Raw genomic sequence first — 12,830 nt, forward strand, 5'->3', positions numbered from 1 at the left:
ACGCCACCCGCATCGCCACCGCCCAGCTCAACACCCAGGCCAAACCCTGGGTCTGGGGACGCCCACCACCGCCACCACGGCAGCTACGCCGACGGTTCACCTACACCCTTTGAGGAACGCAGCACTAGTGCTCGACGGCATCGCGGTCCGCCGCGAGCGGTGAACTGTCCTGCTATGGGGCCGTGCTCACCGTGCTGCTGGACGGCGAGCCCGACGTCCACGAAGGCCTCTACACCGGTCTGCGGCGTGGGCAGGTCCTGCGCCGTCAGAGCTGACCTCGAATCCGGGAGCGCGGAGCCTCCCGGCATTGGACCGTGCCCGACTAGCCAATTTGCCCAAACTATGGTTAGCCTTTCCTAACTGTTGACCTGTGAGGCTTCACCCCCAAAAGAGAACGGAAGCTCCGCCATGCGCGCATGGCGTCCGGTCCTGGCACTCGCCACCCCTGAGCGTTGTGCTCGCCGGCTGCGGCTCCACCACCACCGGCACCACCGGCACCCGAGGCACCACCGGCACCACCGGCACCGCCGCCGCCTCCTCCGCGCCGTCCGGCCCCTGGTCCTTCACCGACGGCTCCGGCAAAGTCGTCACCGCCGACACCACCCCCACCCGGATCATCGCGCACGTCGGCGTAGATGCCGCCCTGATGTCCTTCGGCATCAAACCGGTCGGCATCTACGCCGACGAATCGGTCAAAACCGACGCCAACCTTAAAGACCTCGACCTGACCGGCATCGAGATCCTCGGCCAGGAATGGGGCAAGATCGACGTGGAAAAGGCCGCGGCACTGCGCCCCGACCTCATCGTCGGCGACTGGTGGCCCGCCGAAAAAGCCCACAGCGGCTTCGAAGAAGGCGTCGACGAAAAAAGCAATAAACTCGCCGAATTGGCCCCCGTGGTGGGCATCTCCCAAGGCAAATCCATCGTCGACCTCGCCAAGGGCTACGAAAACCTCGCCAAGAGCCTGGGCGCCGACCTCGACGCCCCCGCCATCGCCGCCAACAAACAACGCTTCGAACAATCCGTGACCGCCTTCAAACAGGCGGTGGCCGCCAAACCCGGCCTGACCGCGGCCGCGATGTCACCCGCCGGTGACAAGCTGTACTTCGCCAACCCCGCATACGCGCCCGAACTGCTGGACTTCCAGCGCTGGGGACTGAAGGTCATCAACCCCGACAGCCCCGACCCGGGCTTCCCCTACTGGGAGAACCTCAGCTGGGAGAACGCCGACAAATACCAGCCCGACCTGATCTTGTGGGACAGCCGCAACTACACACCCACCTCCAACGCCGACCGGGGCAAGAAACAGCCCACCTGGTTCAAGATCAAAGCAGCCAAGGCGGGCGCGGTCACCCCCTGGCCGGCCTACTGGCTGCACACCTACGGCGACTTCGCCACCGAACTGGACGCCCTCACCCAGGCCATCAAGCCCGCCAACCCCGACATCGGCGACTGACCACCCGCCCATGACCCCTCCGCCAACACCGACCACACCGCCGGCACCGCCGACACCGTCAACACCGAGCACACCGCCGGCACCCAACACACCATCGGCATCGTCGGCACCCGCCGCGCCGCCCCCGCCCGCCGCTTCGGGGACGCTGGGCGGGCGGCGGGCCGTGATCCTCGGCCCGGGCCCGGCCGTGCTGTGCGCCCTGCTGGCCCTGGCCGCCTTCCTCAGCATCACCCTGGGCTCGCGCTCCATCGGCCTGCCCCAAGTCCTGGCCGCGCTCGGCAGCTGGGACGCCGACGCCTCCACCGCCAGCACCGTGACCCTGCACCTGCGGGTACCCCGCGCCCTGCTGGGCATCCTGACCGGCGCCGCACTCGGCGTGGCCGGCGCCATCTTGCAAGGCGTCACCCGGAACCCCCTCGCCGACACCGGCATCATGGGCATCAACGCCGGCGCCGCCGTCTTCGTCGTCTTCGCCATCACCGTGCTCGGCGTGCGCGGCGCCGGCCTGTACGTCTGGTTCGCCTTCGCCGGCGCCAGCGCCGCGCTGGCACTGGTCTACGCCATCGCCTCACTCGGCCGCGAGGGCGCCACCCCCGTCAAGCTGGCCCTGGCCGGCGCCGCCGTCACCGCCGGGCTGGTCTCCCTGACCACCGGCATCGTGATGACCAACATCGACGCCCTCAACGAGCTGCGGTTCTGGCAGGTCGGCTCACTCGCCGGCCGCTACACCCCCATCCTGACCGGCATCGCCCCCTTCCTCCTCGCAGGCCTGGCCACCTCGCTGACCTTCGGGCGGGCGCTCAACGGGCTCGCCCTCGGCGAAGACCTCGCCCGCGGCCTGGGCCAGCGCGTCACCCTCACCCGCGCCGCCGCCTTCGCCGTGGTCGCGGTGCTGGCCGGCGCCGCCACCGCCGCCTGCGGCCCCATCGTGTTCGTCGGCCTGGTCGTCCCCCACCTGGCCCGCATCCTCTGCGGCCCGGACTACCGGTGGATCCTGCCGTACTCCATGCTGCTGGCCCCCATCGTGCTGCTGGCCGCCGACGTGCTCGGCCGCATCGCCGCCGCCCCCGACGAGCTGCAGGTCGGCGTGGTCCTCGGCGTGCTTGGCGCGCCGGCGTTCATCGGCATCGTCCGCTACGGCCGGCTGTCGGAGGTGTGACCATGACCCCCACCACACCGCCCACGCCGCCCGCGCCACCCACGCCGCCCACGCCGTCCACGCCACCCCCGGCACCCGCCAGCCTGGCCACCACAGGCACCACGCCGCCCATCACGCCGCCGACCGGGCCGGCCGGGCGGGCCGCGCCCACCACCCCAGCCGCCACCCCACCGGCCACCCCACCGGCCGGAGCGCCGGCCGCGATGCCCACTGCGGGGGCCTTCCGCGCCACCCGCCGCCGCCGCACCACCCGCCTGATCGCCGTGACCTGCGCACTGACCGCCACCGTGACCGCGTTGTTCGTGCTCACCATGATGGCCGGCAGCTTCCAGCTCACCCCCGGCGAGGTCATCACCTCCGTGCTGCACCTGCGCCACGAGCCCAGCGTCGACTTCGTCGTGCGCGACCTGCGCCTGCCCACCGCCACCTCCGCCCTGGCCGTCGGCCTGGCCCTGGGCGCCTCCGGCACCATCTTCCAGCAACTCCTGCGCAACCCCCTGGCCTCCCCCGACTTCGTCGGCATCACCTCCGGCGCCGGCCTGGCCGCCATCACCGGCATCGTGCTCCTGCAAGCCGGCGGCCTGGCCATCAGCGCCCTCGCGCTCGGCGGCGCCCTGACCGCCGCCCTCCTGATGTACCTGCTGGCCTGGCGCGACGGCCTGGCCGGCTACCGATTCATCCTCATCGGCATCGGCATCGCCCTGTTCTTCGACGGCCTCATCGGCTACATGCTCACCCGCGCCCAGCTGTCCGAAGCCCGCCAGGCCATGCACTGGCTGACCGGCTCCATCGGCCAAGCCGGCCCCGCCGTGCTCCTGGTCGCCCTGGCCGTCGCCGTGGCCGGCCCCATCATCTTCGTCGCCCTGGTCGCCGGCCCGATCGCCAACCGGCTGCTCGGCCCCGCCACCGGCGCCATCATCGCAGCCGCGCTCACCGGCGCCACGCTGCTGCTGACCGCCGACCTGATCGCCAACCACCTGCTGCCCACCCCGCTGCCCACCGGCGTGGTCACCGGCGCGGTCGGCGCCCCCTGCCTGTTGTGGCTGCTGGCCACCGCCAACCGGCAAGGAGCAGGCGGATGACCCGGCTACACGCCCAAGCCCTGACCCTCGGCTACGACACCCACCCGATCGTGGCCAACCTCGACGTGCACATCCCCGACAGCAAGATCACCGCCATCGTCGGCGCCAACGCCTGCGGCAAATCCACCCTGCTCCGCGGCCTGGCCCGCCTCCTCAAACCCCAGCACGGCGCCGTCTACCTCGACGGCAAACACCTGGCCGGCCTCAGCACCCACCAGGTCGCCCAAACCCTCGGCCTGCTCCCCCAAACCCCGCTGGCCCCCGGACGGCATCACCGTCGCCGACCTGGTCGCCCGCGGCCGCTACCCCCACCAAGGCTGGTTCCGCCGCTGGAACCGGCGCGACGACGAGGCCGTCACCCGCGCCCTGGACGCCACCGGCACCGCCGACCTGGTCACCCGCCCGCTGCGCCAGCTGTCCGGCGGCCAGCGCCAACGCGTCTGGGTCGCCATGGCCCTGGCCCAAGACACCGACCTGCTGCTGCTCGATGAGCCCACCACCTACCTCGACATCAACCACCAGGTCGAACTGCTACGCCTGCTGCGCACCCTCAACACCGAATCCGGCAAGACCATCGTGGTCGTGCTGCACGACCTCAACCTCGCCTGCCGCTTCAGCGACCACGTCATCGCGATGGCCGAAGGCGCCATCGTCGCCGAGGGCGCCCCCACCGACGTGATCACCGCCGAACTGGTCGAGAAGGTCTCCGGCTGGCCTGTGTCGTGGTGCCCGACCCGGTCGCCGGCACACCCATGGTGGTGCCCACCTAACAGACGGCCGAATCACCACAGGCGAAGCCACGGAATCGCGGCCGACTCCTTGCCGCCTTCGGCGGGCGCCGGCTCAGGGGTCAGGTTGCGGGTGATGATGTCCAGGGGCCACCGGGTGAGAGCCGCGCCGAGCACGCTCCCGGCCGTGGCGCTGCCGAGGGCGATGCTCCAGCCGACGGGCCCCAGTGGGGTGCAGCCGAAGAAGCCGCTCACGATCGGTGTCTGGATGATGGTGGCGAGCAGGGCGGCGGAGCCGAGGCCCGCCGCCAGGACGTTGCGGTCCGGCCCGCCGATCAGCAGGGTCTGGCCGAGCTGGGTGCCGACCAGGGCCGCGAGTGCCACGGTGGCGGCGCGGCGGGAGCGCCCGGTGAGCCGGGCGGCAAGCCAGGCGCTGCCGGCGCCGGCGGTGGTGGCCAGGGCTCTGATCGTCATCTCCTGGGTGAGCGCCTCACCGAGGGAGATGTCCGGGCCCTCGCGCAGCAGGCGTGCGACGTCGTGCTCGCTCGGTGGGCGCAGCGCGATCGCCAGCGCCGGCGCGAGGTCGGTGAGCAGGTTGACGAGCAGCAGTTGACGGGCGTTCAGCGGGGACCGTCCGGTGAGTGCGGCGCCGAGGACCGTGAAGCCGATCTCGCCGAGGTTGCCGCCGAGCAGGATGCCGAGGGCGTGCCGTACCGATGACCACATGGCCCGTCCCTCGACGAGCGCCGCGATGATCGTTTCGAGGCGGTCGTCGGAGACGACGAGGTCGGCGGCGGCCTGCGCGGCGGGGGTGCCGCGCCGGCCCAGGGCGATGCCGACGTCGGCCAGTCTGATGGCCGGGGCGTCGTTGGCTCCGTCACCGGTCATCGCGACGACCTTGCCCAGCCGCTGGTAGGCCTGGATGATACGGACCTTCTGCGCCGGGCTGCAGCGGGCGATGACGTTCACCTCGGGCAGCCGCCGGTCCAGGGCGTCGTCGTCGAGCCGGTCGAGTTCCGTCCCGGTGAGGACCTGGTTGGGTGCGGCGTCCGGATGCACGGTGGCCGCGATCGCGTCGGCCGTCGCGGGGTGATCTCCGGTGATCATGACGGTCTGGACGCCCGCCTCGTGCAGGCGCGCCGCGGCCGGGGCGGCGCTGGTGCGCACCGGGTCGGCCAGGGTGAGGAAGCCGAGGAAGGTCAGGTCGCCGACCGCGTCCTCGTCGATCTCCTGCGTCGTCATGGGCGTGCGGCGTTCGGCCACGGCGAGCACGCGGTGGCCGGCTCCGGCGAGCCGTTCGGCCAGCTCGGCCAGGCTCTCGTGGTCGCGGTCGGTCAGGTCGTGCTCGTGGCCGCCGGTCAGGCGCCGCCGGCAGCGGGAAAGCACGACCTCGGGGGCGCCCTTGACGCTGAGGACCAGCTGTTTGCCGGACCGGCCGAGGGTGGCGTGGAAGCCGCGGGATGGCTCGAACGGCAGGGCGAGAATCGTGCGCCAGCCGCGTGCGCTGGTGCCGTGCCGGATCCTGGCGCGGCGGGCGCACTCCAGCACGGCGCGGTCGGTCTGGTGAACGGCGTCCTGCGGGTGGCGGACGTCCGGGCTTGCCCGCAGCGCGGCCGCCACCACGGTGCGGCAGGGGCCGTCGAGTGACCGTGGCATACAGCTGTGGGCGCCGTCGTGGATCTGGCTCACCGCCAACCGGCCCTCGGTCAGAGTGCCGGTCTTGTCGAAGCACAGCACGTCCACCCTGCCCAGAGCCTCGATCGTACGGGGGTTGCGCACCAGGGCGCCGAGGTCGGCCAGGCGGCGGGCGGCCGACAGCTGTGCGGCGTTGACCAGGAACGGCAGGCCCTCGGGCACCGAGGCGATGGCCAGGTTCACCGCCGCGCCCAGGCTGTCGCGGATCGGCACCCCGTGCAGCAGCCCCGCGCCGGTGACCGCGGCCGCCGACCCGAGAGCCAAAGGGAGGCTGCGGCGGGTGAGCCGGGTCAGCTGGGTCTGCACGCCGGTGGCGGGCGGGCGCTGCCGGGCGGCGGCCATGCTGCGTCCGACCTCGGTGTCGGCGCCGGTCGCCACGACGACCGCAACAGCCCGGCCGGTCGCCAGGGTCGTGCCCTCGTACAGCATCGAGCGACGCTCGGCGACCTCTGCGGCGATCACCGGGGCGACGTCCTTGGCCACCGGCAGCGACTCGCCGGTCAGCGACGACTCGTCGGCCTCCACCCCGTCGGCCTGCAGCACCCGGCAGTCGGCCGGGACGACGTCGCCGGATTCGAGCCGGATCACGTCGCCGGGGACGAGTTGCTCGGCGGTGACGACCTGTTCGACGCCGTCGCGCCGGACCCGTGCCCCGACCGCGGAGCGGGCCAGCAGGTCGGCCAGGGCGCGGTCGGTGTGTACCCGTTGTGCGGCGCCGGTCAGCGCCGAGATCCCGGTGATCCCGGCGACCAGTCCGGCGTCCACCAGCGAGCCGACGACCGCGCTCAGCGCCGCCCCACCGGCCAGGATGGGGGTCAGCGGGTTGGCGAGCTCCTCCAGGAACGCCGTGCCCAGGCTGGTGCCCAGCGGCTCCAGCCGGCTGCCGGCCCGCCACCGCTTCTTCGCCTCGGCGCTGGTCAGCCCACCTTCGCCGACCTCCAGCCGACGTAGCACGGCCGAGGTCGGCATCAGGTGCCACAGCGGGCGGGCGGCGGCTCGAGCCGGCGTACGGGTGTGCAGGTGGTGAGCACGCCAGACCCCGTCGGCGAAGCCCAGCGCCGCACCGGCGTTGACCGCGTGGAGACTACGGGTGGACGGCCGCGCCGCCCCGCCCTCCAGGGCCGAGACCGCGCCGATGCCGGTGGCCGCCTGGGCCAGCACGATGCAGTCGCGGTCCACGCAGCGGGCCGCCGCCACGGCCTCCACGAGCAGGAGCACCGTGGCGAAGTCGGATCCGACCAGCACGTGCGCGCCCCACGGCGGGGGTGTGCCCTCCTGGTGCACCCCGAGGCCGCAGTCGGCGGCGCCCAACGCCCGGCGGTCGCACGACACCAGCATGACGGCGCCGCCCTCCGCCTGGAGCTCGCGTACCGCGGCGGCCAGGCCGCGCCGGCGCTGCACCACTCTGTCGGCGTAGCCGGCCCGCGGTCGCTGCTCGTCGGTGGCCAGCACGATCGTCAGGTCGGCGCGGCGGGCGGCGCCGATGACCGCGTCCAGCCCGGCCGCGGTTTCCTGCTCGGCGGCCAGGACGGCCTCCAGCCGCCCCCGCCGGGCCAGTCCCAGCACGACGTCGGCCCCCGCTTCGGCGAGCCGCCGCCGCTGCCGGATCCCGGTGCGGCCACGCAGCTGGAGCTCCTCGACCGGACCCAGGCTCCACTCGCCGTCGTGACGTACGGAGCGCGCGTCCTCGGGCGCGAACAACGCGAAACCGGTCTCGGCCACCTCACCGGCGTCCACGCCGGCCAGCGGGACCAGGTCGGTCAGCTCCCAGCGGCCGGTGCGCAGCGCGGCGTCGTCCAGGACGAGCGTGTCGATCCGGCCCAGCAGGCGCAACGCCGCCCGGTCCATCACCAGCGCGCCGTTGCGTGCGAGCACCTGACCCAGATGGGAGGCGAACGCGGCCCGACCCACCTCGGTCGCCTTGGGCAGCGTGGCCAGCCCCACGGCCGCCGCCCGCCGCCATCCGACCAGCGGCGTGGCCGCGGGCACCGCGACCGCCCCGGCGGCCAGCACCCGCCGCTGGTAACGCTCCACCGGGCCGTCCGGCAACGCGCACGGACGCTCGACGGCCACGGGCTCGGCCCCGGCGTCCTCAGGGCCACGGATCAGCCGCGGCTCGGCCTCCTGCCACGCCAGCTGATCGGCGCGGGCCTCCTGCCACTGGCCGATTCGCTGCGCGATGTCCAGAACCGTACCCGATCCGCCCGCCGCCAGAGCGTGCGCCAGGCCGATGCCCATGGACACCAGCGACTCCGCCCGCTCCTGCCCGTGCAGGCGCTTCGCGGTCAGCTCACGCAGGCGCGGGTGCAGCGAAACGGCGGACGCCAGGCCGGCCAGCTCTGTCGGCAGCGGCGCCCACGGCGCCACCCGGGTGAGGCCGGCCAGGGCCAACGCGGCCGTGTCGACGGCCAGATTCGGCAACACCCAGGTGCGCGCCAGGCTCTCGGCCGGATGGTGCAGCTCCTCCTCGGCGATCTCCTCATCCTCGCTCATCGGCGCGGACTCGGCCTGCTCCACCAGGGCCACCAGCTCCCTGCGCGGCGGTGGCGGATCGGTCACGGCCACCACCACCCGGCACGCGGGCGCGTTCACCCTCGCCCACACCACGCCCGGGTGCCGCTCCAGTGCGTGTTCCACCCGGCGAGCCACCCGGGCACCGCCCGCGCCGTGGACGCCGTGCGTCTCGATATGCAGTCGGCCCGGACACTCCCACACATCCCGCGCATCGTGGCCCCCGCCCAACAGCCAGCCCGCCACGCCGGTGACCAACCCGACCGCACCGGAGACGGGAGCAGGCGCCCGCAGCCCCAGCACCGCCAATTCGCCCCCTCTCGTGATGTGTCTCCTTCTGCCCGAGCCGGCTCATGTCATGCCGCAAACCGCGGTGCTCTCCGACGCCTTATCAACTCGAGCCGACAACGACGGTGCCGGCGCTCACCACGACCGCCGGCCCGTTCGTCCAGGGGCCTCGGCGGTACGAGACATGCGAGGCGGCCGGGGACTCACGGTCGTGCCTTGGCACGGCGCGACCAGGCCGGTCTGATCGGTGCCAGCAGCGACAGGACGGCCAGCGCGAAGGTGGGCAGCAGCGCCCAGCGCAGCACCTCAACGCTCACCTCCTGGCTCTTGGTCGTGCTCCCGAGCGAGCTGCCGATGCTGCGATACACCTCGTCCAGCGAGCCGGCGCTCTGGGCGTCGTAGGCCTGTCCCTCCGTGCCCACGGCCAGCGCGCGCAGGGTTTCGGGGTTGGGCGGGACCTGCACCTGCCGCCCTTCGAGCTCGACCGTGCCGTCCGGGGTGCCGAAGGCGATGGTGGAGACCGGCACCTCGGCCCGGGCCGCCTGCTGCGCCGCCTCGGGCACGGTACGGCCGGCGGTGTTGTCGCCGTCCGACAGCAGCACGATGGCCGCAGGAGGCGGGTCGCTGGCGGCCTGCTGGTCGAAGGAGCGGATGGTCTCCAGGCCGGAGAAGACCGCCTCCCCGATGGCGGTGCCCGACGCCGGTTGGAGCGCGTCGATCGCCCGCGCCACGGCCTCGTGATCGATGGTGGGCGAGACCACCACGGCGGCGGAGCGCGCGAACGAGACCAGGGCCACGTTGAACCGGTCGGGCAGGCTGGTGACGAAGGTCTTGGCCGAGGACTTGGCCGCCTGCAGACGGGACGGCGGGATGTCGGTGGCGACCATGGACAGCGACACGTCGATGGCGACGATGATCGTGGCCCGGTCCCGCGGCACCTGCACTGTGGCGGTCGGGCGCGCGGCGGCCACGATGAGCATCCCCACGACCAGCGTGAACAACGCCGCGGACACGTGTCGCGCCCAGCCTGCCCGGCTGGGCGCGATCAGGTCGAGCAGCCGCAGGTCGGTGAAGCGGGCGGCGTAGCGGGGCCGCAAGAGCTGGGCGACGACGTACCCCGCCACGCCGGCGACCAAGGCCGCGAACAACCACAGCCAGCCGGCGGATTGAAAGGTCACCTGCACTCCCTGCAAGGACGCCGGCGCTCCCCGGAGGAGCGCCCCTCGCCCATCGGCGCTCTCTCGTGCGGGTGCACCTTCTTACATACGGACATTCCGGCATCTACCCGCACACGAATGGGCACATGCCAGCGCGGGTCCTGCCGCTCGCCTGGCGGCCTCCGGCCGCGGGCAGAACCAGGGCGCGCGTGCATGCCGCACTCGGCGAGCCCGCCCGCTTGGCGATCGTCCGACCACCTGGCCCTGGGCGACGCGTCACCGGGGAGACCGGCCAGAGCTGGGCCTGCCCACCAACCTGCTCGCCCACCACCTGAAGATCCTCAATCAGGCCGGGCTCATCCGCCGCTGCCAGTCGAAGGGCGACCGGCGGCAACTGGTGCTGGGCACGCCGACCGGCCTGCTGCCGTCGGTGCGCAGCACCTTGAGGTGGTGGGAGACGGTGGGGGCGGTCAGGTCGAAGGCGTCGGTTGCTGGCAGCGGCTCGCGGGCGATCGGCGCGCAGCACGGCCCTGCGGTGGCGGCCACGACGACACCTCAGCCGCAGCAACCGCCGCCGTCGCCGGAGGCGGAGACGGTGGCGAGCGGCAACGGGGTGGCGAGCAGGCCGCCGCTGATGCCGGTGGCCAGGCCGGCCCGCTGCTCCTGGGCCTCGGCGAGGCTGGAGGAGCACACGCCGGTCTCGGGCAGCTCGAGCTGCACCTGGCGGGCCGCCTCCCAGTCTCCTGCCAGCGCGGCCACGACGGAGCGGGCCTGCTCGTAACCGGTGGCCATCAGGAAGGTCGGGGCGCGGCCGTAGCTCTTGACGCCGATCGCGTAGTAGCCGGGCTCGGGGTGCGCGAGCCCGTCCACGCCGTGAGCCGGTACGGTGCCGCAGGAGTGCTGGTTGGGGTCGATGAGCGGGGCCAGCGCGCGGGTGGAGCCGAGGATCGGGTCCAGGTCGAGCCGCAGTTCGCCGGCGATGGAGTGATCGGGCCGATAGCCGGTGGCGCTGACGATCCGGTCCACGACGAGCGACTGCTCCGCACCGGAGGGGTCCCGGCTGACCACTTCGACGCCATGGGCGGTGACGTTGACGCGATGGGTGAAGAAGCCGGTCAGCAGCGTGATGCGGCCGGAGGTGACGAGGGCGTGCAGGCGGGTGCCCAGCGCGCCGCGGGCGGGCAGGGCGTCCGCTTCCCCTCCGCCGTAGGTCCGGGCGGCGTCGCCCGCGCGGATGGCCCACGTGATCGGAGTGTCGTCCAGCTGGGCCAGGGCGAGCAGGGTGGTGGCCGCGGAGTGGCCGGCGCCGACCACCAGGACGCGCTTGCCCTCGTACCGGCCGCGGTCGGCGCCCAGGACGTCCGGCAAGGCGTGGTCGATCAGTTCGGCCGCCGTCTGCTCGCCGTGCGCGGGCAGGCCGCCGGCGCCGAGCACGTTGGGGGAGGCATAGGTGCCGGAGGCGTCGACGACGGCGCGGGCCTGCAGCTCCTGACCGTCGGCGAGACGGATCAGGAAGGGCGCCTGCTCGCGGCCGTTGGTGCGGACGCGGTCGTAGCCGAGCCGGCTGATCGCGGTGACGGCGGCCCCGGTTCGCACTCGCCGGCCCAGGAGCTTGGCCAGCGGGGCAAGGTAGTCGTCGACGAGCTCGGCGCCGGTGGGCAGCCACTCGGGGTCCGGGGCGGTCCAGCCGTCCGCCTCCAGCAGGCGACGGGCGGCGGCGTCGATGTCGTATTTCCACGGGCTGAACACCCGGACATGTCCCCACTTGGCAATCGAGGCGCCCGCCTGCTGCCCGGCCTCCAGGACCAGGAAGTCGAGGCCGCGTTCGGCCAGGTGCGCGGCGGCGGCCAGGCCGACCGGGCCCGCGCCGATCACGACGACCGGCAGGCCCTCGGGCTGGTGCTGGGTGGTGAACTGCTCGATCTCGGCGGTGGCGGGGCCACAGCATCCACTCATGATCCGGCTCCTGAATAGAAATCCATCTAATCAATGAGGAGCTTGCCCTGCTGCTTAGATGATTGTCAAATTAGCCTTCCGTCGAATCTGGATGCGTCCATCCGCGTTCGGCGACGTCTCCTCAATGACACGTACACCGTCTGCACCCCGCCGCCCAGTCGGCCTGCTGCCCGCCCGAGGCGAAGGCCGAGTGCCGCGGCACGACCCAGGCCGCCGAAACGGGAGTCCAGACGCCAGCCCCGACCCTCGGAGTGGCCGGGCCTCCGACCGCTCCGGCCCACGAAAGGAGCCGAGCGCGATGTGTGCGCAAGAGGCCCGGCGTGCGATGCACGGGCGGCTCGGACGGCGCTCGAGCGGTTGTCCGAGCAGACGGTCAGACGATCACACCGGTGGAGTGGTCCGGGTCCGTGCGCGTGCCGCGCCTGATCACGGCCGGTCAGAATGCGCCCTTCAATCGCATCCGCAGGCCGGCGACGTCTGCCCGGGAGGCGGGCAGCAGGCGTTGAGGGTGGCCTGCAGGTCCGACAGCGCCTTGCTTATGCGTACCGGGTCGGCCCGGTAGTAGACGGTCTTCCACTCACGGCGCGAGGTGAGCACGCCGCCGTCGCGCAGGGTCGCCAAGTGGGTGGAGGTGGCCGACTGGGCCAGCGACATGCGTTCGGCGACCTCGTTGACGGTCAGCTCGACGCCGCCGACGAACAGCTCCATGATCTGCTGGCGCGTCTCGCTGGCCATCGCCTTGAGGAAGCCGCGCGCCTCGTCGCTCAGCTCGATCGCCTTCGTCGTCATGGTCAAAGC

8 protein-coding genes and 1 pseudogene are annotated in these 12,830 nt (G+C 72.9%); 4 read left to right on the plus strand and 5 right to left on the minus strand.

Annotated elements, in window-relative coordinates:
- Nucleotides 1-454: 454 nt before the first annotated feature.
- The 4 genes and pseudogenes from ID574_RS36290 (at nucleotide 455) to ID574_RS36305 (ending at nucleotide 4,467) form a co-directional block, all read left to right on the plus strand.
- A complete protein-coding gene (locus tag ID574_RS36290) occupies nucleotides 455-1,456 on the plus strand; it encodes an ABC transporter substrate-binding protein (RefSeq protein WP_188193548.1) in 1,002 nt (333 codons plus the stop codon).
- Nucleotides 1,457-1,619: 163 nt separating this feature from the next.
- On the plus strand, nucleotides 1,620-2,615 hold the full coding sequence (locus tag ID574_RS36295) for a FecCD family ABC transporter permease (protein ID WP_223167434.1): 996 nt from the start codon (nucleotides 1,620-1,622) through the stop codon (nucleotides 2,613-2,615).
- Between the two features lie 2 nt (nucleotides 2,616-2,617).
- On the plus strand, nucleotides 2,618-3,697 hold the full coding sequence (locus ID574_RS36300) for a FecCD family ABC transporter permease (protein ID WP_223167435.1): 1,080 nt from the start codon (nucleotides 2,618-2,620) through the stop codon (nucleotides 3,695-3,697).
- A pseudogene (locus tag ID574_RS36305) lies at nucleotides 3,694-4,467 on the plus strand (ABC transporter ATP-binding protein). Before ID574_RS36300 ends, ID574_RS36305 begins: the two are co-directional and overlap by 4 nt.
- Before the next feature lie 12 nt (nucleotides 4,468-4,479).
- Here ID574_RS36305 and ID574_RS36310 read toward each other — a convergent pair.
- The 5 genes from ID574_RS36310 to ID574_RS36330 form a co-directional block, all read right to left on the minus strand.
- Entirely contained in the window at nucleotides 4,480-8,757 is a 4,278-nt protein-coding gene (locus tag ID574_RS36310) for an HAD-IC family P-type ATPase (RefSeq protein WP_223167436.1), read from the minus strand.
- Between the two features lie 365 nt (nucleotides 8,758-9,122).
- Entirely contained in the window at nucleotides 9,123-10,097 is a 975-nt protein-coding gene (locus tag ID574_RS36315; RefSeq protein ID WP_188193551.1) for a VWA domain-containing protein, read from the minus strand.
- Nucleotides 10,098-10,421: 324 nt separating this feature from the next.
- Entirely contained in the window at nucleotides 10,422-10,622 is a 201-nt protein-coding gene (locus ID574_RS60455; RefSeq protein ID WP_223167437.1) for an ArsR family transcriptional regulator, read from the minus strand.
- Between the two features lie 9 nt (nucleotides 10,623-10,631).
- Nucleotides 10,632-12,032, minus strand: a complete 1,401-nt coding sequence (locus ID574_RS36325; protein ID WP_223167438.1) for an FAD-dependent oxidoreductase — start codon at nucleotides 12,030-12,032, stop codon at nucleotides 10,632-10,634.
- 450 nt (nucleotides 12,033-12,482) lie between these two features.
- Nucleotides 12,483-12,821, minus strand: a complete 339-nt coding sequence (locus tag ID574_RS36330; protein WP_188193552.1) for an ArsR/SmtB family transcription factor — start codon at nucleotides 12,819-12,821, stop codon at nucleotides 12,483-12,485.
- Nucleotides 12,822-12,830: the final 9 nt, after the last annotated feature.

Source organism: Nonomuraea sp. SYSU D8015 (assembly GCF_008065375.1).
Taxonomy (GTDB): Bacteria; Actinomycetota; Actinomycetes; order Streptosporangiales; family Streptosporangiaceae; genus Nonomuraea.